The organism is Erwinia artemisiae, from assembly GCF_051400835.1.
GTDB lineage: Bacteria > Pseudomonadota > Gammaproteobacteria > Enterobacterales > Enterobacteriaceae > Erwinia > Erwinia aeris.
In genome coordinates this window covers 427648-448444 of sequence record NZ_JBLFFM010000003.1, presented here as the reverse complement: position 1 = coordinate 448444, position 20797 = coordinate 427648, and the positions used below count along the sequence as shown (strand labels likewise).

Genomic DNA, 20797 nt, shown 5'->3' with positions numbered 1-20797 from the left:
TTTATGGAGGTGTTAGATGAGTGATGACTCTAATACTATTACATCAAGTGACAGTTACATTAAGTCTACTAGGATAAGATGTGTAAATGCTGTGTGTGCTCTTTCTTTCTGGCGAGAGTTTATTGCATATTTTATCCTGGGAAGTATGGGGCTATGGCTTCCTCCTTTTTTAGGGGCTTCTGGCGCGAATGCAGTTTTTGATCCAATGAATGTTTTAACATTTGGTCTTGTGACATTGTTTATAATATTAGAAGCAAGGCTTTTTATGGATAAAAATGATGATGCTAAATCTCCTGGAGTAACTAAATTAATAGTTTTGCTAGGTGTGATATTCTTGTGCATCGGATATGTTAAAGGTGTTGTTACAAATGGGACTCCATTATTCTGGGGGATGGGTTGGGTTCATATCTCTTTGTTTTTTACAATGTTAGTTTGGCTGCTTAACCATGTTAATACATCAAGATATGATCCAAAAGGCATTAATGAGATGCTTGGGGGGAGCGTATGAGTAATGAAATCAGACTTCCAGCAATTAAAATAGAGCAACCAATTGGATCATTTTATGCAGTTTCTATGCGTTCGGATCTATTATCAAAGGTTGCTTTTAGCTCTAGAGCTGAATATAAAAAATCCGATCTTCAAGAAGGTATCTTTTCGCTTTTAAAAGGTAACCAGCGTGAGTTGGATTTAAAACGTAGCAAACAAATAGGCCAATATATTGACAGTGTTGAGTCAACATTCCCAAATTCTATAATTCTTGGTGCCAATTTTGATAAGGACGGGAATTTGATCGAGGATTATGATATTAGATGGCGAGTGGAAAAGAATGGGGGTTTATATACCTTAGTTATACCTTCGGAAAAAAATGTTGTAGCAACAATAATTGATGGGCAACATCGATTATCAGGGTTTGGGTATTCAGAACGTGAAAATATGGAACTTTTATGTTCTGTATTTATTGATCTTCCTGCGCCATATCAGGCATATATTTTCGCTACCATCAATTTTAATCAAAAAAATGTTAATAAAAGCCTTGCATATGATTTATATGGATTTAGAGTTGAAGAAGAAGATAAGAAAGAATGGTCACCAGAGAAATTAGCTGTATTTATAGCTAGAAGATTAAATAAGTATTGTGAACCTTTGAAAGATAAAATAAAGCTAGGGGCGCCTTCCGACATTGATGATACTAATTCCTCTATGAAATTAATTTCTCTATCAACTATTGTTGATGGTGTGATGAAATTGATAACTAATAATCCCAAGAAGGATAGAGATGAACTTCTTAACTTCAAAAATAAAAATGGCCGAAGTGCTCTATCAAGAAAAATGATTTCCCAACCGTTAAGAGATTTATATATTGAATATAAAGACGATGAAATTGAAGGTACAATAAGAAAATTTTTTACTAAAATCAATGAAATATTATGGATTCATCAGTCAGATAACAGCTATTTATTAAAAACAATCGGTTTTCAAACGCAGTTTGAAATTCTTAGGCAATATTTACTGTCGACATCTGATTATGAGCTTAATGGTATTGATGAAAAATTAGAACTGCTTGTGGATATTGATTTTTCTGATATTTTCTTTACTGCATCAGGAATTGGTGCAACACGAATGAAGAACATATCATTGATTAGATTAAAATTGAAATCTCTTACTGATTTAGTTGAGCACAAAGATTATAACGACTATGTGAGGTTACTCAAATAGGATGATATATTTCGCAAGGCCTGATATGAAAAATAACATGCTCAGACCTTGCGAGTTTTTATAGTACTTGAACCAAATCCTTTAAACTCCGATAATTCCTCAACGCAGCTATCCCATCCTCAACATGCGCAGCCCATGCCTTAATCATCGCCTTGTGCTCCAATTGTGGATAAAGCATCTTTAACACCAGTTCTGTAGCTTGCAGTGTTTCCCCAAGCCACGTAATTTTATCCAGCACTAGAAACCCATCCAGTTTTTTATTATCCTGCTCCGGGGAAAAGCGAAACTCACTTTCCACCGAGCGGAAAAATGCCAGTCGAGCCGCGATATTGGGCGTAATTCCAGTAAACCCCTTTAACTTTTTAAGCTGTTCTTCAGTCTGGCGACTGAGCTGCATTCTGTTAGGGAGCATCAGATTGCCTCCTTAGTTAATTCCCAGAAATATCCCGGTTTTAAAGTTGATGACTTAGTGTTCGCATTAAAAACGATTTCATAAGCATGAGAGATGTCATCTCGCAATTGATCGACAAAATATCGCTCATCTACTTCTGTATCTGTTGATAGCAGCACTACCTGATGACTAGCAAACGGGAAGTAATGATTAATCAATTTATCTCTATGCTGAGAATCTAAACGGCCCAGTGGCGTATCTATAATCACTGGCAAATCGCGACCAGATGTTTTCGCCAGAGCTTCAAGTATTGCTATTGCATAGATTTGTTTTTCACCAGCGGAAAGAAGCTTACGATTTATTACTGTGCCTTTTTCATCGATCAATTCCACATCAAACGTTTCAGGATTGATATGTGCATTGAGCTGTAAATCCTCTTTACGAGCTAATTTACGATAAGCATCGCCAAAATTGACTGACAGCGTTTTCACCCTGGCTTTTGTTAAAAGTTCACTATATCGTTCAAGCAGGTTGATCGTTTCCTGCGCATTATTAAATGCACTATCGGAGTTATGCTGATTACGAGCCAGATCATGAGTTTTTTGTATCTGGCGAGCACATTCAAGCTGCTGTTGTTTAGTTTGCTTTGCTTCTTCCAGAAGCAGGCGATACTCCTGGCGTTTACTCTCGCGTTGCCGGTCAAGCTCTCGAAGTTTTTCAAATATATCTATGAGCTGATCATCTTCGGGTGCACGAGCGATGTTTGCTGCCGCTTGCTCAAGTTGCTCTTCAACTTCTGCTAATTGGGTACGATAGAGATCAAAACGTTCCCAGGATTTCTTACTGTCTTGCTCGATGGACTGTTCAATCATCCCAGCTTCCCGTTCCGAGATGTCAAACAATAATTCCCCTTTAGGTTTACCAGCCAGGAAATCTTTTAGATTATCTTCAATCGCTTCGGCAGCAATAAGACCTGTAGTACCTGAACGGAATGAGATATCATTTTTTAGCTGTACGAGGAATTGATTCAATTCTTTTTCAAAACTGCTCGCTTGCTTGATTTGCATCTCTTTATTAATTTGCTCCAGCAAACGGCCTAAAGTTTTAGGTGCTAAAGCATATGGCAATGAGCCATCGCACTCATGGCGCAAGGCTTTTTCAAGGCGCTCTTTTTCTTTTAAAAGCGTATCAACTTTCTGTTTTTCTTGTGTTTTAGTCTGGGCAAAAGCACCACCCTCTGCATTGAGAAGGGATTCATATCGCATGATTTCTTTCGTCAGCAAATCGATGCGCATTTTTGTAAAATCAGCTTTTTCTAAAATCTGCTCCGCCAGGAAAGAAAACTTTTTAGCCTGTTCTTCAAGATCAGAAAGCTTTTGCTGTTTTGAAACCTCTAACTGGCTTGATTGTTGACGCTTGACAAATATCATCAAATCATTTCGAAGTTTCGAAATGAGATCTAAACCTAACAAGCGTCTTACCGCTGTGCGTAGAATATTTCCTGAATCGTCTTCAGCAAGTTCTGCAATTTTTTCGCCGTCGAAGAAGAACAAATCTGCAATTCCATGTGGAATTAATTCATTCAGGAATCCCTGGCACTGATCATAATCCAGCTCATTCAGAGGTTGGCCATCTTGCTGAAGCGAGAGCTGATCTTTTTTACCTTTTTTCCAAGTACGTATAACGGTGAATTCAGCTTCATAACCACCTTTGTTATAAGTAAAGCTGAGCTCGATAGATGCTTCACTCGGATCTTCTCCAGAAGTGGAGCCGTTATGAATTAATGCACTAAGTTCTTCAACATATTCTTGCTGTTGGGTTGAGGAACCAAACGCAAGTCTGCCGTATAAGGCAATTCGGATAGCCGATAGAATGGATGTTTTCCCAGCCCCGTTTAGTCCACCAAATAAAACTATCGGACGCGGATTAGAATTGTTTTGGCGTTTCCTTGGCGCCAATTCAATAACGTGCTCTCCTCTGAAGACTCTAAAGTTTTGCAAAACCAGCTGTTTAATTAACATGTTCTTTTTCCTCACTGGTAAGCAGAGACGAGTCACTTACTTCGGCAATTCTGCGCTGCAATATCTGGAGTTCGGCTTCTAACTGAGCGACTTCGCCCTGATGTATATCCCGATCGTTTCGTTTCTGTAATGCTTCTTGTTGCAGCTTAATTTCTTCAAGACTGCCCCAGTCCTGTCTCAGGATGGTGCCTAACTTGTCAAAGATCCCCTGACGTCGGCTCAGGCCTTCCATCGATACTTCCAGTTCGATTAACTTCATGACCATCTCAGGTTCAACATCAAACCCTTGAGATATCTGCATTAGCAAGTCAGCATCACTGGCATCAAATCTTGACTGGTCGTCTACAACCCAATCCAAATCTTTTTGGTAGACCTCCCGATAGATACCCGGCAGGGCATCATACCAATCGGGCTCATTCGGATCTTTTAACCATTCCTGGCGAATAGCATGTAGTTCAGGTTCAGTGATAAGCGTGATGGTGTGGCCCTGAGCATTCATATCTCGCTCAATTTCCAGTAAATCTTTTAACCATTGCTGACGATACTTCATCCAGTAAGGTCCTGGAACATGCTTACGTTCAGCACTTATTTCCTCGCCATCTTTGGCGTATTGATAACTGACCTTGCCGCTACGGCGCTTATAGTTACGGTAAGTGTCTTTATTTGCTGGATCAGTGGTGAACGCCAGAAGATCGCGATACTTCAGTAATGGAGACATCCAGACTTCACCATTCTGGATCAGGCTTTCCATTGCTTTATCTTTTGTAACCACGGTACATGTCCAGCATCCAAAGCGTGAACTACCGCAAGATGGCGTACTGTCATCGATAACGAGTGGACATTCGCCTTGCGCTGAGGAGTCCATGTACAGTGTCCACAATGGACGGTTGTTACCACCCCATGGGTTTTCCCACTCATCAATATCATCTGGAGAATAACGGAATGCACCTCTGAGTAATTTCCAGACGTCTTCAGTGTCCCAGGTATCGATAGGGGTATAGATAAATGCATTTGCAAGAGTGGTATGCCTCGCCAGGCGGGTACCATCAATTTTATGTTTGGCTATGACCTGCGCGCGGGATGCGCTTTCGCTGCTACGTGATCCAAGTACAACGATGACTTCATCAAACTGGCTGACTTTATCTTTAATGAAATCGCTTACCGGGTTGATTTTCATGCGCTCAGTACACCAGCGAAAACTACGAGTAGGGGCCGGATAACCTTTACCTAGCAGATTGACCCAGAAGGTTTCGTGGGTCTTTGGCATGACAGCATGCTGAGTGATTGGAAGCCCAGCGCGTTTAGCACCGGCTTCGATTCGTTGCATGGTCTTCTTGATCAAATCCACTACGACTGGTGTCTCTACCAATGTGTCGGACGAAACAAGAAATACGTCTTTCTGCCGCATAGCGGGCGGTAGTCCCAATAGTGCAAGATATACCAAAGTAATGACAGCGCTGGAATCTTTACCCCCGCTGTAACCAATCACCCATGGACGCTTATCGGCACAATAGATACGTTGTACTTCAGATACGTATTCTGCCAGGGGCCGCCCGGCAAAATTTTCCTGGTTGATAAAATCTTTGTAATCGGCCAGATCGTGGGCCTGAATTAGTTTACTCATGAGATAACCATTTGAGCTTCGAGCTCTTGTTCTTCATTTGAAAGGGGGAGCGATAAGGCGATTTTAAGAGCATTGCAGGTAAGCTGGATAGATGCCGTCGTCTTACTGAGTTTACCATGTTGCATTGCACGTTTTGTAAGCTCTGGGCTGCTTTTACGCCAGTCAAACTCTTTAAGCTCACAAATTATTTTTTGCCATGAGTCAGGGTGCTCTGAGAGCAGGCAGTGACCCAGTAAACCCAGAGCCTGAAGACCTATGCCGTGTGCATGAACATACTCCTGGCGAAGTTGAGCAGGAGATACCTCTTTTTTTGCAGCTAATTGCCAGTCTGGCATGACCTGAAAGATCGCTTGCCAGTAGAGGGCCGCAAGGTCAGAACACTGCTCAACATCATTGGCTTTAGGTTCTTTTCCCAGCAGAGAACGCGTAGCTTGCTTGATGCTGCTTAAGGTGAAGAGTTTGTTTGAAAACTTACTGATGCTGGATTTTTCCATTTCAGTTAGTCCGATAAAAGGCTCGATATTCATAGCCAGATACCGTGATAAGTTCGAACTGATATCTCTATGGTCGTAAAGTGTAGCAAGAGAAGGGCTTGGCCTGATGGCATATTTGTTCAAATCAGCAAACATTTGCTGACTGCGTTTAAGTCCTTCATCTACAAAGAATAATACGGGAATATTATCTTGTCCCAACTCAGGCCTTGCATCCAGTGCGTCTTCTATCGCTTTCCTGCGATGCTGCCCATCATTGATTAAAATTTGTGCCTCCATGGGCACCCGCAAAGTCCCTAAGTTATTGGAACCCGAATACTCATCGAACTGCACATCTACTGCAATGGAAGCAGTTAGAGCTGAAAAAACATAATCACTTGGATTTTCAAGTAAGTAGCGCACCATTTCAGGTATGCGAGCTTTATTTAACGTTCTTTGTGCGCGCAGCTCAGGAGGCACTTCATTTTCGTCAAAACTAAAAATTTTGGGAATTATGCGCATTGGGCAGGTAGCGATATAAAATGGCCTGCCTGCCTGTATTCCTCTGACAGCGGGGAAAGAGTAGCAATAATCAGTGTCAAAGTTCGCCATACAGAGGTTACCTGGAAGTAATATTCATATTACGTAAAAATAAACGTTTTATGGGCTTGTGTCATCCTTTTTTACGTAGGTATTTCACTTTTTTTGGCGTTTTTCCCTGAATCTGGTACGAAATATAAATCTATTTAATTCAAGAGATTATCTGAATACCTAAATCGTAAGTCTAACGTTTTAGGAGCGTTTTACTCGCTCATTTAACCACCTCACCTAAACTTAACTCTAAACCTGTTTCCTCTTTTTCTGACGAGCCTTGCAAGCTCAAAATAGGCTCCCCCCAAACCCAAAAAAGACGCTCATCATCAGTGACTTTCCCCAGCCTCTCTGCCCCCACACAACCCCCTTACGGAAACAACGACGCTTTCCCCACTGAACTAAACCGCGCTATCTCCGCCACAACCACTTCACACGCAGCCTACATCGGTTTGATAAACAATAAATTAGGTTCGTGTCCGCCCTGTTTAAGTTCCTGTTTCAGCACTACAGAAAGGCCTTCTTCATGTCGCTGGAGATTTTGATTTTACCGACGCCATAACTGATCGACTCCGCGACCTCGCTATCTTTGTTGCCCGAGCCGCCATGCAGCACTAGCGGGATATTAATTAACTGGAGCAGCTCACTCACTGAAGCCATGCTGGATAAGGGGGCGCTTCAGATGGCCTTGGGCCGAAAGTTCTGACGACAGATCAGCAGCGGGAATCCGTGGAAGTTATGTGTGAGACAACGGGTCTGTCGCAACGCCGTGCCTGCAGGCTGGCAGACCTGTCCCTGTCAACCTGCGGTTATTCGGCCCGGCGACCAGCTGCTTATGCACTATTATCTGGACGCATCACTGAGCTGGCGCTTTTGTTATAGCCTTATCTGGCAGCTTCTGCGGCGTGAAGGGCTTTGCGTTAATCACAAGCTTCTACACCGTGTTTACTGCCCGCTGAAACTGAATTCTCGGCGTAAGTGTAAATAATGTCTGCCGGTGCGCTATTAGGCTCCGCTGGCCACGCCGGAAGCACTCAACCAGAGCTGGTCGATTGATTTAATGCACGACACGCTGACATGTGGCCGACATTTTCGGACTTTCAATGTCTTTAATGATTTTAACCGTGAAGTTCTGGCTATCGAAATTGACCTGAATATCCTGGCGCGGCAGGTCGTGCAGATGCTGGACAGGATTGTGGCACACCGTGAATATCCGCTGATAATGCGGATGGATAACGGACCGGAATTGGTCTCAATGTGTCTGGCGCAATGGGCCGAAGACCATGATGTTATGCTTGAATTTATCAAGCCGGATAAACCGACACAGAACGCCTTTATCGAATGGTTTAAACGGACGTAGCGGCCATCCACAGCGCGGCTTCTGGATTGTTCAGCGCCGATGCTATCCCACAGGAAACGATGCGCAACTTTGATAAACCGTGCCTCAACAATATGAATGAGCTTCAACCCGTTGAGATTAAGGCGTTGCGCGAGAAGCTGAACGTCAGCCAGCAGTTTTTGCCAGTTACCTGAATACCAGTGTGTCAACGGTGCAGAAATGGGAAAGCGGCGTAAAGCGTCCGAGTGGGTTATCGTTGAAACTGCTTACTGTGGTGCAGAAGCATGGGTTGAAGGTGTTGATTTAAGTTTTTTTTACTGGCTTATTTTCGCGCTGATTATTTCAGGAAAATAAGCCCCGTTTAAAAAATCCTGACTCTTATTTCTCTGCGCACCTTGCTGGTGCGCTTCTTATTATTTCCTGCCAGGTAAACCTTAAGTCTTATAATAAAATAGTTTTATAAGTGGCTTATTTTACTCAGTTTTAAGCTGGACTTATCTTCTCTTTCCTGATGATATATACAGGTATTTAGCGCGGCGCGGATGTGCGCCAACACACCCGCGCCGCTAATCACAACTACTATTGAAAAGGAATAGTAATCATGACTGACGCCCATTCTATTGCACAACGGTCTGAACCAGAAGTCTCGCCGGCAAATAACCGTCAATTAACTGTTAGCTATGCAAGCCGCTATCCGGATTACAGCCGGATACCCGCCATCACCATGAAAGGACAATGGCTGGAAGCTGCCGGTTTTGCCACGGGCACAGCAGTCGACGTAAAGGTAATGCAAGGCTGCATTGTACTTACCGCCCGGCACCAGGAGAGCGAACTGATGCAATCGCTGCGCCAGGTGTGCAGGCTGTCGGCGCGGAAACAAAAGCAGGTGCAGGCGTTTATTCAGGTCATTGCCGGTAAACAGAAAGTCGTCTGAATGAGTAACCGCTCCCGACATCGCATCGGGAGCGGTTAACTATCAGGACGCGATTACTTCAACCAGCACATCAGTTGCCCGGTTTTCTTCACTGTTGGCAATGCTACCTTCCTTGCAGCCCAGCGTTATATTGCCTGACCTAAAACAAACGTTATCGTTCAGGTAAAAGTTATACCACTTCGATGCAAAGTTAATGCGCCAGTAGCCCCTTCCCTGATCAAAAAAAACTCTCCTTGCAAACTTTCCGCTAAAAACGCTTTATCATGGCTAAGATTCACTCAATTATCTCCAGCCACCTCAACAGCAAGGAATAGCTATGTTGCAAAAGGACGTTTTCCCTCACCGTACTAAATGGGCCATTATCGTTATCGGGATGATAGCCGGGTTGCTCTGGGCTTTGCCGGATAGTTTTAACCTGCACGAACGTTATTCTCTGTATCTGCCGCCGCTCTCGTTAGCGATGGCCAGCATACTGGCCTTCACGCTTTATCGTCTCCGCGCCGTCAGGCCCTGGCTCTGCGCCTTGCTGATATTGCCGGTTATTGCCTTAATGACGGGGTGGTATCGCTGGAATTTTCCTACGCTGCCGTTGGGCGAATTTCACTTTAAAAATATCTGTGCCGTAATAGTTATGCTCAGCCTGGTTATGCCCATGCTGGTCGCCTTCTGCACTAAATCGCAGCAGGAAGAGGATGGGTCACAGTGGAGCAGAGCAGTCGCCGAAACGCTGTGGCGCAACACTTTTACCCTGGCGGCCACTGGCTTAATGACCGGGCTGTTCTGGCTGGTATTGATGCTGTGGAGCAATCTCTTCAGCATCATCGGCATCACGCTGTTTGAGCAGCTTTTCTTTGATAACCGTTTTTTCCCGCCGATAGCGACCGGCGCGGTCATCGCTGCGGGCATTGTGTTTTGTCGACGCCTGCCGGGCGCTGCCGGTCTGTACAGGCATCTGGTTACGCGGGCTGTAAGCGTGCTGCTGCCTTTGCACGCGGTCGCCTTGCTGCTGTTCCTGGCCTGTTTGCCGTTTACCGGGCTGGCTATCATTCCCAAAGCTTTTTCAGCCACCACGCTGTTATTGACCATGACGCTGCTGATGCTGGCGTTCAGCGCCATCACTGGCGAAAGCGCGCCTGACCTGTCGCGCTGGCAGCGTGTTATTGCGCGCGTGGTGCTGGTTGCGCAGGCTCTGACTCCGCTATTGGCCGGGCTGGCTGTCTGGGCACTGTGGCTGCGCGTCGCGGAGTATGGCTGGACGGTGGAGCGGATCTACGCCGCTATGATTGCACTGCTGGCGGTGGCTGGCTCGCTGCTGCTGTCAGGGTTCCAGCGCCGCGCCTGGTCACAGGGCGCGGGCAGCATGAACATTTTTATCGCGCTGATGCTGTCTCTGACGGCCTGCGGCTGGTTTTTACTGCATACGCCGGTAGCCGATCCGTGGCGCATTGTCGTGAAAAATCAGCTGGCGCGTTTTGCGCAGGGCAAAGCAAAAGTGGATGACATGGATCTCTATTTATTCAGTGATGCGGGACGCCGGGGGAAACAGGCGTTACAGAAGATAAGCCGTTATCCGCAGTGGCTCGACGAGACTGCCCGGCAAAAAGCCGTGCTGGTGCGGCTGCTGGCAGAACGCGACACTAATAATGCTAACCCAACCGTTAGCGACCTTCAGCGCAGCATCCCGCTGCGAGCAGGCAGCGAAGCGCCGCCGGAAAGCTGGTGGCAGATGCAGACGCAATATATTGAGCAGGAGGCGGGCATCTGCCTGGTGGATACCGGTTCCTGCCTGGTGTGGATGCAGGATGTGAATAACGACGGCACGCCGGAAGTGCTGCTCTATAACCGCAATCAGCAGAGCATTACTCTCTATGCCCACCAGGCCACAGGCTGGGATCAGATTGGCAGCGTGACGCTATCGGCAAGGCTGGAGCAGGCCCTGCGGGATAAAATACCTGAAACTGTAGTTAAGCCGTGGCGCGACCTGGAAGTGAACGGCCAGCGGCTTCCGGTGCAATACTACGGCTTCGAAGGACAATAGCGCATTACCCGCTTTTGCAGCCGCGCAGCATCGGGGCCGGCTGCAAAAGCGTTACGGCTGTCGTCGGCTGCGTTACCCTTTAACCTCCTCCCAGTTCAGCCCAAACCGCGCCAGATACTTACGCAGGCGATCGGCGTCATTGGGCTGTTTCTTCCCCTGGCGGGAGACGGCAAACAGGCGTCGGCCCGCTTCGGAAAGCGAATCCGCCGCGCGGCAGACGCTCAACACCGTCTGTAGCTGGCACTCGTCAAAGAGATCGTACTGCGCCCCGGAGCGCTCAGGCAGGGCAGCTGTCGATGCCGTAGTACGCCAGCTGGCGCGCAGCCGGGCGATCTCTTCTTCCGCCAGCTCCAGCGAAATTCTTCCCTGTTCCGCCAGCGTTGCCATCCGCGTGACGGCAGCGCCCAGTTCGCGGAAATTGCCTCGCCAGCTGGCTTCTGTCGAGCAGGCGAAGCGCAGAAAATGGCTTCTCGCTTCTTTATCAAAGCGCACCTGGGTCTGCTGTTCCCGGGCGTAACGTTCCAGCTCAAAATCCAGGTTGGGTTCGATATCCTCGCGGCGTTCGGCCAGGCCCGGCAGCCGAAACGTCCACATATTGATGCGGGCAAACAGATCTTCGCGAAAGCGGCCTTCGGCAACCCACTGCGGCATATCCCGGTGCGTGCCGGCAATCAGCTGGAAATCGCTGCTGACCTCTTTATCAGAGCCGTACGGGAAGAAGCGTTTCTCCTCGATGGCGCGCAGCAGCATCGCTTGCTCATCCAGCCCCAGCTCGGCTATCTCGTCCAGAAACAGCATGCCGCCGTCGGCTTCCCGCAGCAGCCCGCCGCGCGCCTGCTGTGCGCCGGTAAAAGCGCCCTTAACGTGACCGAACAGCGTGGACATCGCGTTGTCGCCGCGCAGCGTGGCGCAGTTAACCGCCACGAATTTACCGGCCAGCCGGTGGCGGGCATGGCGCAGCTGATAGATGCGCTCCGCAAGAAAAGATTTGCCCGCGCCGGTGGGGCCGGTCAGCAGCATCGGGGCGTCCGAGCGCAGCGCCACGCGTTCAATCTGCTCGATCAGGCTGTTAAAGGTGGGATTGCGCGTCTCGATGCCGGATTTTAAAAACGAGGTGGAGTGCTGCTGCTCGCGCTGAAAACGGCTGGTCAGCGTGGCGTATCGGTTCAGATCGAGATCGATAATGGAATAGTGGCCGAGCGCGGTTGGCGTCTCCGAGCCCTTGCTGGCCGGCGAGGTCTGCAAAATGCGCGCGGGCAGATAGCGGGCTTCGGTCAGCAAAAACCAGCAGATTTGCGCCACGTGCGTGCCGGTAGTGATATGCACCAGATACTCTTCGGCGTCGGTATTAAAAGGATAGCGGCTGACAAAATCCAGCAAGCTGCCGTAGACCTCTTCAAAGTCCCAGGGATCTTCCAGCTTCACGCTGTGCAGCACCACCTGGGTGGCGGGCGAGGCCTGAATGATATCTTCCGCCACCTGCTGCGCCATACTGATATCACGCGGCTGATGCAGCAGCTCCAGCCTGTCGATCTGTAAGCCTTCCTGCTGGCAGAGCGCGACGGTTGGCCGCCATTTGCTCCAGCGGTTTGCCCGCTTGCCGCGTTTATCCAGCACCGTGCCCAGCACGCCGATGACTACGTTAGCTTTCATGCTTATCTCACAGGATAAATAACTTATCTGCTAAGATAAATTGCTCTGTTGGTAATGGCAATGCGCAGGTGTGATGCAACAATAAATATGGTTAATAATCAAAAAGATAAATTTTATTATGCAGCGTGGCGGTCTTCTGGCACGGCATTCGCAATAGTCAGGTCACAGCAATGAGGAAAACGATTATGAAAAACAGCTATCAGACTCTGCAGCAGGCGAAAGGCGTGCCGGTAAAAATGTGGACCAACGGCGTGCCGGTAGAGCCGGAAGCGCGCGAGCAGCTGCTGAACACGGCGAAAATGCCGTTTATCTTTCGCCATCTGGCGGTGATGCCGGACGTGCATCTGGGCAAAGGCTCTACCATCGGCAGCGTGATCCCGACCAAAGGCGCGATTATCCCGGCGGCGGTCGGCGTGGATATCGGCTGCGGCATGATTGCGGTGCGCACCTCGCTGATGGCCCGCGATCTGCCGGACAATCTGTCGGGCGTGCGCAGCGCCATCGAACAGGCGGTGCCGCACGGCCGCACCAATACCCGTTCCGGTCGCGATAAGGGTGCCTGGCAAACGCCGCCGCAGGAGGTGGATCGCCACTGGGCCAAATTGGCGCCGCGCTTCAAGACGCTGACGCAAAAGCATCCGTCGCTGTTCAAAACCAACAACTATCAGCATCTGGGAACGTTGGGAACGGGCAACCACTTTATTGAAGTCTGCCTGGACGAAAGCCAACAGGTCTGGGTCATGCTGCACAGCGGGTCGCGTGGCGTAGGGAACGCCATCGGCAATCTGTTTATCGCGCTGGCGCAAAAGGATATGCAGCGGCATATCGCCAATCTGCCGGATCGCAACCTCGCTTATTTTGAAGAGGGCAGCAGGCATTTTAACGACTACGTGGAAGCGGTGAGCTGGGCGCAGGATTACGCTCGTCACAATCGCGAAGCCATGATGGAGCGGGTGCTGGCGGCGATGTCGCGCGTTATCAGCAAGCCTTTTACCACGCATCTGGAAGCGGTGAACTGCCACCACAACTACGTGGAGCGGGAAACGCACTTTGGCGAGTCGGTGCTGGTGACGCGCAAAGGCGCGGTCTCGGCGCAAAAAGGGCAGATGGGTATTATCCCCGGTTCGATGGGCGCGAAGAGCTTTATCGTGCGCGGCCTGGGTAACGAAGAGAGCTTCTGCTCCTGTAGCCACGGCGCGGGGCGCACCATGAGCCGCACGGCGGCGAAAGCCCGCTTTACCGTGGAGGATCAGCGACGCGCGACGGCGCACGTGGAGTGCCGAAAAGATAAAGAGGTCATCGACGAAATCCCGATGGCTTATAAAGATATTGATGCCGTCATGGCCGCCCAGTCTTCGCTGGTGGAAGTGGTGCATACGCTGTCGCAGGTTGTTTGCGTAAAAGGATAAAAAAATGAGAACAGGATTGCATGGTGTGGATAGCGCAATGCGCGAGCGCGTACGGGGCGTGCTGCGCCAGATAGAAGAAGAGCACTCGGTAAAAGTGCTGTATGCCTGCGAGTCGGGCAGCCGCGGCTGGGGTTTTGCCTCGCCGGACAGCGATTACGATGTGCGTTTTCTCTATGTACATCAACCTGAGTGGTATCTGCGTGTCGAGCCGCCGCGCGACGTTATCGAGCTGCCGATCGACGATACGCTGGACGTCTGCGGCTGGGAGTGGCGAAAAGCGTTGGGCCTGTTGAAGCGAGCCAATCCAACGCTGATTGAATGGCTGGATTCGCCGGTGATCTATCAGCAGGAAGCGGCCATCGTCGCCGATTTACGGGAAAGGATACCGGACTGGTTTTCGCCGCTGCGGGCGCGCTGGCACTATCTCTCAATGGCGAAAAAGAACTTTCGTGGTTATCTGCAGGGCGACAGCGTGCGGCTGAAAAAGTACTTCTACGTATTGCGCCCGCTGCTGGCGGTGCAGTGGATAGAGGCCGGAAAAGGCGTGCCGCCGATGCGTTTTGAAGAGCTGCTGGCAGGAACGGTAACGGATCCCTTGCTGCTGGCTGAAATCGAACAGCTGCTGGCGCGCAAGCAGCGCGCAGGCGAAGCGGAATACGGCGAGCGTCTGGAGCGCATCCATGCATTTATCCGCCAGCAGCTGGACGAGAACCGCGTCAGCGAAGATCTGCCGGATAGCGAGCGGCGCGACTGCCGCGATCTGGACGCGTTGTTGATGAAAACCGTGCTGAGTGTATAGCTTATTACTGGTCTGGCATTGTGCATAAGTAGCTCAGGGTGACAGCATTATTCAACAGAACGTTCAGACACATCGTCTGTTCGATACCAGGATTGGGAAGCCGGCGGCGGTTTAACAGCGTATCTATGCTTTATTTTAATGTTCCAGGTGAGGGGAATTAGTCGCGGACAGTGATTGCTATTAAAAGCCCGGGATATGCCGGGTTATAATTTTGTCTGGCCTGGATTAAGCCGCTGTATGCGTATCGACTGTTGCAATACGCTAAATTGGATTATGGAGCGACAGCTTGAATCATCTTTATAAATTGGTTTTTACCGCACTAACTATCTTTGCCGCCCCGGTTATCGCCCAGGAAAGCGGCGTATCCTTTTATCATAAGGCGTGGTCAGTGGCCTGCGATAACACTTTAACCTGCCGTATCGGCGGCCATAGCGTACAGGAGAATGTGGGCGGCGTGCTGCTGACGCGGGCGGCTGGCGAGCATACGGCTACCGCTGGCGAAATTATCCTGCCGGAAGACAGGAAAAACGAGGCGCCGGTAAAAAAACTGACGCTGTGGCTGAACGGCCAGCCTGCGGGCGAAGCGACGCAGAAGGCTAACCGCTGGTGGTTGTCAGAAGCGCAAACGCTGGCGCTGATCGATGCCGTTAAAGGCAGCGGCACGGTCGGGTTCAAAAGCGATCGCGAAAGCTTTCAGCTTTCCGGCGACGGCGCCTATGCGGCGCTGCTGAAAGTGGATGACGTGCAGGGCCGTATCGGTACGCCAGGCGCCTGGGTTAAAAAAGGCGACAGGCCCGAAAGCGGTGTCGCTAAGGCCGTGGCTATGCCGGTGATCCAGGCGGTAAAAGTCAGCCCCGCTCAATCCTCTGTATTAACCAAAAAAGAGGCTGAAGCGCTCAGGCCGCAGCTGCTTGCCGTCTTAACCAGCGAGCAGCAGTGCGATTATCTGACCTCGGTTGGGGAAAAGGACGTCAACGGCAATATTATCAGCGGCGATATTACCGCCACGCCGCTGGATGATACGCACACGCTGCTTTCCACGCAGTGCTGGGGCGCGGCCTATAACCAGGGATACGGTTACTGGGTCACCGACAGCCAGCTAAAAGCGAAGCCTGTTGCCGTGACCACTGACGCGCAAACCTGGCACGATGGCGTGATTACCAATGTCTTTATGGGAAGCAGCGCCGGCAGCTGCGCGTCTAAGGAAGAATGGATCTGGGATGGCGCAGCGTTTCGTCAAAGCCTCGCGACCATCAACGATGGCTGCTGGTTTCCCCGCACCCTGGGCAACAGAGAGATACCTGGGCTGCTATCAGAAATAAAACGTGAGGGAATAAAGTGAATCGTAAACTGATGTTTTTTGCGCTGGCGACGCTCTCCCTGTCGGCACTGGCCAGTCATAGCGGCGTAACCTTTGAACACAAAGACTGGGAAGTAGCCTGCGACAATACGCTGACCTGCCGCGTTGCGGGCTATGCCAAAGAAGACGATCCGTCCGGCTCCGTCTTGCTTACCCGTACCGCCGGCCCCGGAACGGTGCCGACGGGCGAAGTGACGCTGGGCGATATCGCAGAAGACAGCGCGCCGGTACAAAAGCTGACGCTGTGGATCGACGGGAAATCCGCGGGCGATCTCGTGGCGGCTGACGACAACTGGCGGCTGTCGGCTGGCCAGACGTCAGCGTTAATCAACGCCGTCAAAGGCAGCGGTAAAGTGGAATTTAAAGGCGGCGCGACGCCTTTTCTGCTTTCCGGCGAGGGCGCTTATGCCGCGCTGCTGAAAGCTGACGACGTGCAGGGCCGCATCGGCACGCCTGGGGCGCTCACCAAAAAGGGCGATAAGCCGGAAAGCAGCGTAGCTCAGGCGGTACCCGTGCCGGTTATTCACGCAGCAAAAACCCGCAGCGGCGAACCTCGTTCGCTGACCGCGTCAGAAATCGCCGCGCTGAAAACCCGACTGCTTGCAACGGTCAATCAAAATGACGATGACATGTGCGACAGCCTGGTTTCACCGGCAGAAAATGCTATTCCGGAAAATGACGGGCTGACCCTTACGCCACTGGATGACGGCCACGCTTTGCTTTCGGCGCTCTGCTGGCGCGCGGCTTATAACGAAGGGTATGGCTACTGGGTTATCGATAACCAACTAAAAGGTAAGCCGGTGCTGGTGACCATTTCCGGCTCGGATTATGAAAAAGGCGTGATTACCGATGTGCAGAAAGGCCGGGGTATCGCAGACTGCATGAGCCTGAAAAGCTGGGTGTGGGATGGCCAGGCTTTCCGCAAAAGCCGCGACGCCATGACCGGCATGTGTCGTTATATCCATGCGGGCGGCACCTGGGATCTGCCCACGCTGGTAACGGACGTGAAGCCCTGAAAGCGAACTCACTAAAAAACTGTCAATATCGTGCATACCCGGCCTGAAGCCGGGTTTTCTTTGCAGGCGGAAAGGTAAAGATTATTTTTAATTCCTTCCGCTTCTCCGCAAAAATTTCCCGTATCCGGACAAACTAATCCAGAGCCGCTCAGCCGCCGTCGTTGCTAATCTGTCGCCCTTAAATGGCGGACGTTTTGTTAAGGATAAGGGCGTGGCGAAGATTTTCTCTGTCCCGAATATTTACCATGGTGAAAATGCGCTGGCAGCGCTGAGTCAGCTTGGGCTGAAAAAAGTCGCCATCGTCACCGACGAATTTATGCTCTCATCCGGCAAAGTAAATCAGCTGATCGCCTTGATGCCCCAGGCTTCGATCATCATCTATAGCGAGGTCAAAGCCGATCCCACTACCGCGCTGCTACAGGCAGGCGCGGAAAAATGTAAAGCCTTCAGGCCGGATACGATTATCGCGCTTGGCGGCGGTTCCGCGTTGGATGCGGCCAAAGGCATTAAGGCCACCCTTGAAGAGTACGATCCTCTTTATCACATCAGGCTGATTGCCGTTCCCACGACCAGCGGCTCCGGGTCAGAGGCGACAACCTACGCCGTTTTTTCCGACCCACACAGCGGCAGCAAATATCCGCTGGTGTCTGCTGCGCTGCTGCCGGATATCACCCTTCTTGACGCCCGGCTGGTGGTCAGCGTCCCCGCGAGCGTCACGGCGGATACCGGTATGGACGTGCTGACCCACGCGGTTGAAGCGCTGGTCTCCACAGAAGCAAACGACTTCAGCGATGCGCTGGCGGAAAAAGCCATTGCGCTGACCGCCCGCTATTTACCCCAGGCTTACCGTGAACCGCACGACCTCAGCGCGCGGGCGCATATGCATCACGCTTCCTGCATGGCGGGCATGGCGTTCAACTCGGCGGGGCTGGGGCTGGTTCACGGCATGGCCCATGCCGTCGGCGGCAGGCTGCATCTTGCGCATGGCAGGATCAACGCCATGCTGCTGCCATTAGTGATTGAATTTAATAGCGAAATGCAAGGGGCGCAGGCTCGCTACCAGCAGTGCGCGCGGTTGATGGCTGCCGACAGCCTGGCGCAGGCCGTTCGCACGCTTAACCAGCAGTTCGCCATTCCGGCAACGCTAAAAGAGATGGGCGCAGATCTGGCCCGGTTTGCCACCTTGCGCGGCGAACTGATCCAGGCGGCGCTGGCCGATGGCTGTACTGCAACCAATCCACGCCGTGCCAGCAAGCAGGATATCGATCGCCTGCTGTCGCGCCTGGCGGGCGAATAAACAGCAAGGAAGAGAGGATGAAGACGGATACGCAACGGCAGGCCAGAAGCATCACGCAGCAGATTTTACAGGAGCTGGCGGCAGGAAGAAAAAACCAGCCGCTGACTATTGCCGTCGGCGTCTCCAACCGGCACGTGCACCTGAGCCGTAAAGAGATGGACATGCTGTTCGGCTACGGTTCGTCGCTGACCCGGATGAAAGCGTTAAAGCAGCCCGGTCAGTTCGCCGCACAGGAAACCGTCACGCTGCGCGGGCCGAAAGGCGAGCTACAGCGCGTGCGGGTGCTGGGGCCGCTGCGTAACGTCACGCAGGTTGAGATTTCAGTGGCGGACGGCTTTGTCCTTGGCATCGGCGCGCCGGTAAGAATGTCCGGCGAGCTGCAGGGATCCCCTGGCATCACGCTGGTAGGGCCGCATGGCGAAGTGGCGATACCGGAGGGCGTTATCGTCGCATGGCGGCATCTCCATATTTCGCCTGAGGAAGCGGCGCGGCACGGCCTGACGGACGGCGCGGAAATAGCGGTAGAAACCCAGGGGCCGCGTGCGGGCGTATTGCGCCATGTGAAGGTGCGCGTCAGTGCAGAAGCGCTGGCGGAGATCCACCTGGATCAGGAAGAGGCCAACGCGCTTGGGCTGCGTAATGGCGATCGGGTGCAGATCAAAAGCAACGGGCCTAAGGTGGCGTGATCGTGCAGCCGGATCTTTCCAACCGGCTCGATCGCATAATCGATCTTCTGCTGGTGCGGCAAAGGCAGGGCATGGTCAGAGTGGTGATCACGGGAACGGATCCACGCGTCCTGCCGGAAACGCTGGCTGCGCTGGAGGCGCTGAGCCAGGCCGGATACGGCCTGCGGGTCACGCTTTCCCACAGCGCCAGCCTGTCTGCCGTTTACGGGGCATTTCAATGCTGGCGGGAAGGGTTCGCGCCTGAACTGCTTTACGACACGCGAATGCCGCAGGCGGAAGAAGAGTACGGCGAGCTGTTTCTCCCGGCGATCTCAGGCAACAGCCTGGCAAAAATCGCGTTATGCCTTAGCGACAACGTTGCCAGCGCCTGGGCTTTTCATGCGCTGTGCCACGGCCGGAAAATCATCGTCACGCTGGGCGACGAGTTTACCCGCGCGGCGCTGCCGGAGGCGATGCGGGAACAGCTGCATCACTATATCGCTACGCTGAAAAGCTGGGGGATCGTTTTTCCCGGTGTAACAACACAGAGCAAGGGTAAGCAACTTATTTCACTGGCGGATATCCGTCAGCAGCCCGCAGGCACGGCGCTGCGGCCAGGCCGAAACGTGCTGATCACGCCAGCCGCTCAGGACGAGATACGGCGGCGGCACATCATTTTATACAAGGACTGACTATGTATCTGGCTAAAGTCACGGGCGCGCTGGTATCGACCAGCAAGCATCCTTCGCTGAACGGCGCCAAGCTGCTGATCGTGGCCCGCCTGAACGAGCATCATCAGCCGACGGGCAGCGCCCAGGTTGCGGTTGACTGCGTGGGGGCCGGAAACGGGGAAACGGTTATCGTCAGCTCGGGAAGCTCGGCACGCATGAGCAACGGCGAGCATTCGGTGATCGATGCGGCAGTGGTTGGCATTGTCGATGCGCTGGATCTCAATGGATAGCAAAAGGAAGCGCACTTATGTCGGTAAGGGAGAGTCTGGACAGCCTGATCCAGCAGGCCATTAATTCGCATCCGTCGCGGCATCACTCGCTGAGCCTCTCTGCGGCAGCGGCGCTGGCGGCGATAGCCTGTGAGGTCGCGCAGGAATATGAAGTGCCAATCGTATTCAGCCTGGTAGATACGGCCGGGCAGCCGCGCTGGTTTTTCAGCATGGATGATGCGCTGCTGGTCAGCCACCGCCTGGCGACGGAAAAGGCCTGGACCGCCGTGGCGCTGAGAATGGCGACGCATGAGCTGGCGCAGCAGGTACGGCCGGGCGCGAGCCTGGAGGGCTTACCGCAGCAGGGGATCTGCTGTCTTGGCGGCGGTTTACCCTGCTGGTCGCAGACGCGGCTGCTGGGCGGAATAGGCATCAGCGGCGGCAGCGTCGCGCAGGATATCGCCATCGCCCGCGAGTCGCTTGCCCGCTTCAGTCAGGCGCACTTTTTACTCACGCCTTCCCGACCCTAAAACG

At 51.6% G+C, this 20797-nt stretch carries 18 protein-coding genes and 3 pseudogenes; 15 read left to right on the top strand and 6 right to left on the bottom strand.

All coding sequences use genetic code 11. The features are described from left to right. Positions 1–16: 16 nt before the first annotated feature. A complete protein-coding gene (locus tag ACMGEE_RS09905; RefSeq protein WP_436829979.1) occupies positions 17–508 on the top strand; it encodes a hypothetical protein in 492 nt (163 codons plus the stop codon). Next, the gene (locus ACMGEE_RS09900) at positions 505–1716 is read left to right on the top strand and encodes a DNA phosphorothioation-associated DGQHR protein 1 (RefSeq protein ID WP_436829978.1); all 1212 of its coding nucleotides are present in this window, start codon (positions 505–507) and stop codon (positions 1714–1716) included. The genes ACMGEE_RS09905 and ACMGEE_RS09900 overlap by 4 nt, the downstream gene beginning before the upstream one ends. Before the next feature lie 58 nt (positions 1717–1774). On the opposite strand, the gene dndE is transcribed toward ACMGEE_RS09900, so the two are convergent. From dndE to ACMGEE_RS09875, 5 genes and pseudogenes are all read right to left on the bottom strand, one after another. After that, entirely contained in the window at positions 1775–2128 is a 354-nt protein-coding gene (dndE, locus tag ACMGEE_RS09895) for a DNA sulfur modification protein DndE (protein ID WP_436829977.1), read from the bottom strand. After that, positions 2128–4128: a DNA sulfur modification protein DndD gene (dndD, locus tag ACMGEE_RS09890; RefSeq protein ID WP_436829976.1), complete on the bottom strand. Its 2001-nt coding sequence runs from the start codon at positions 4126–4128 to the stop codon at positions 2128–2130. The genes dndE and dndD overlap by 1 nt, the downstream gene beginning before the upstream one ends. Continuing rightward, a complete protein-coding gene (gene dndC / locus ACMGEE_RS09885; RefSeq protein WP_436829975.1) occupies positions 4118–5752 on the bottom strand; it encodes a DNA phosphorothioation system sulfurtransferase DndC in 1635 nt (544 codons plus the stop codon). Before dndC ends, dndD begins: the two co-directional genes overlap by 11 nt. After that, the gene (gene dndB / locus ACMGEE_RS09880; protein WP_436829974.1) at positions 5749–6834 is read right to left on the bottom strand and encodes a DNA sulfur modification protein DndB; all 1086 of its coding nucleotides are present in this window, start codon (positions 6832–6834) and stop codon (positions 5749–5751) included. Before dndB ends, dndC begins: the two co-directional genes overlap by 4 nt. A gap of 349 nt (positions 6835–7183) precedes the next feature. Next, positions 7184–7443, bottom strand: a pseudogene (locus tag ACMGEE_RS09875) (class II fructose-bisphosphate aldolase); the annotation flags it as partial. Positions 7444–7705: 262 nt separating this feature from the next. Here ACMGEE_RS09875 and ACMGEE_RS09870 point away from each other — a divergent pair. From ACMGEE_RS09870 to ACMGEE_RS09855, 4 genes and pseudogenes are all read left to right on the top strand, one after another. After that, a pseudogene (locus ACMGEE_RS09870) lies at positions 7706–8170 on the top strand (DDE-type integrase/transposase/recombinase); the annotation flags it as partial. Positions 8171–8178: 8 nt separating this feature from the next. Further along, positions 8179–8459, top strand: a pseudogene (locus tag ACMGEE_RS09865) (helix-turn-helix domain-containing protein). A 294-nt stretch (positions 8460–8753) separates the two neighbouring features. Further along, positions 8754–9086 (top strand): endoribonuclease SymE, encoded by a 333-nt coding sequence (symE, locus tag ACMGEE_RS09860; RefSeq protein WP_436829973.1) that lies wholly within the window; start codon positions 8754–8756, stop codon positions 9084–9086. Positions 9087–9402: 316 nt separating this feature from the next. Continuing rightward, complete coding sequence (locus ACMGEE_RS09855; RefSeq protein WP_436829972.1) at positions 9403–11124, top strand: DUF4153 domain-containing protein; 1722 nt, start codon at positions 9403–9405, stop codon at positions 11122–11124. Positions 11125–11196: 72 nt separating this feature from the next. Here the strand turns inward: ACMGEE_RS09855 and rtcR are convergent, their stop codons facing one another. Continuing rightward, a complete protein-coding gene (gene rtcR, locus ACMGEE_RS09850; RefSeq protein ID WP_436829971.1) occupies positions 11197–12777 on the bottom strand; it encodes an RNA repair transcriptional activator RtcR in 1581 nt (526 codons plus the stop codon). 182 nt (positions 12778–12959) lie between these two features. Here rtcR and ACMGEE_RS09845 point away from each other — a divergent pair, with 182 nt between their 5' ends. The 9 genes from ACMGEE_RS09845 to ACMGEE_RS09805 all read left to right on the top strand — a co-directional run bounded on the left by ACMGEE_RS09845 (position 12960) and on the right by ACMGEE_RS09805 (position 20793). After that, entirely contained in the window at positions 12960–14186 is a 1227-nt protein-coding gene (locus ACMGEE_RS09845; protein WP_436830008.1) for an RtcB family protein, read from the top strand. A gap of 4 nt (positions 14187–14190) precedes the next feature. Continuing rightward, positions 14191–14985 carry a nucleotidyltransferase domain-containing protein gene (locus ACMGEE_RS09840; protein ID WP_436829970.1) on the top strand — a complete coding sequence of 265 codons (795 nt, stop codon included), beginning with the start codon at positions 14191–14193 and terminating at the stop codon, positions 14983–14985. A 286-nt stretch (positions 14986–15271) separates the two neighbouring features. After that, complete coding sequence (locus ACMGEE_RS09835) at positions 15272–16327, top strand: DUF1176 domain-containing protein (protein WP_436829969.1); 1056 nt, start codon at positions 15272–15274, stop codon at positions 16325–16327. A gap of 11 nt (positions 16328–16338) precedes the next feature. Next, positions 16339–17361: a DUF1176 domain-containing protein gene (locus tag ACMGEE_RS09830; RefSeq protein WP_436830007.1), complete on the top strand. Its 1023-nt coding sequence runs from the start codon at positions 16339–16341 to the stop codon at positions 17359–17361. Positions 17362–17572: 211 nt separating this feature from the next. After that, positions 17573–18658 carry a 1-propanol dehydrogenase PduQ gene (locus tag ACMGEE_RS09825; RefSeq protein WP_436829968.1) on the top strand — a complete coding sequence of 362 codons (1086 nt, stop codon included), beginning with the start codon at positions 17573–17575 and terminating at the stop codon, positions 18656–18658. A gap of 17 nt (positions 18659–18675) precedes the next feature. Further along, a complete protein-coding gene (pduL, locus tag ACMGEE_RS09820) occupies positions 18676–19344 on the top strand; it encodes a phosphate propanoyltransferase (RefSeq protein ID WP_369896283.1) in 669 nt (222 codons plus the stop codon). Between the two features lie 2 nt (positions 19345–19346). Next, positions 19347–20015, top strand: coding sequence for an HFCD family protein (locus tag ACMGEE_RS09815; RefSeq protein WP_436829967.1), 669 nt, complete (start codon positions 19347–19349; stop codon positions 20013–20015). A 2-nt stretch (positions 20016–20017) separates the two neighbouring features. Then, the gene (locus ACMGEE_RS09810; RefSeq protein ID WP_301729986.1) at positions 20018–20284 is read left to right on the top strand and encodes a EutN/CcmL family microcompartment protein; all 267 of its coding nucleotides are present in this window, start codon (positions 20018–20020) and stop codon (positions 20282–20284) included. Positions 20285–20301: 17 nt separating this feature from the next. Then, a complete protein-coding gene (locus tag ACMGEE_RS09805) occupies positions 20302–20793 on the top strand; it encodes a GlcG/HbpS family heme-binding protein (protein WP_436829966.1) in 492 nt (163 codons plus the stop codon). The last annotated feature ends 4 nt before the right edge of the window (positions 20794–20797 follow it).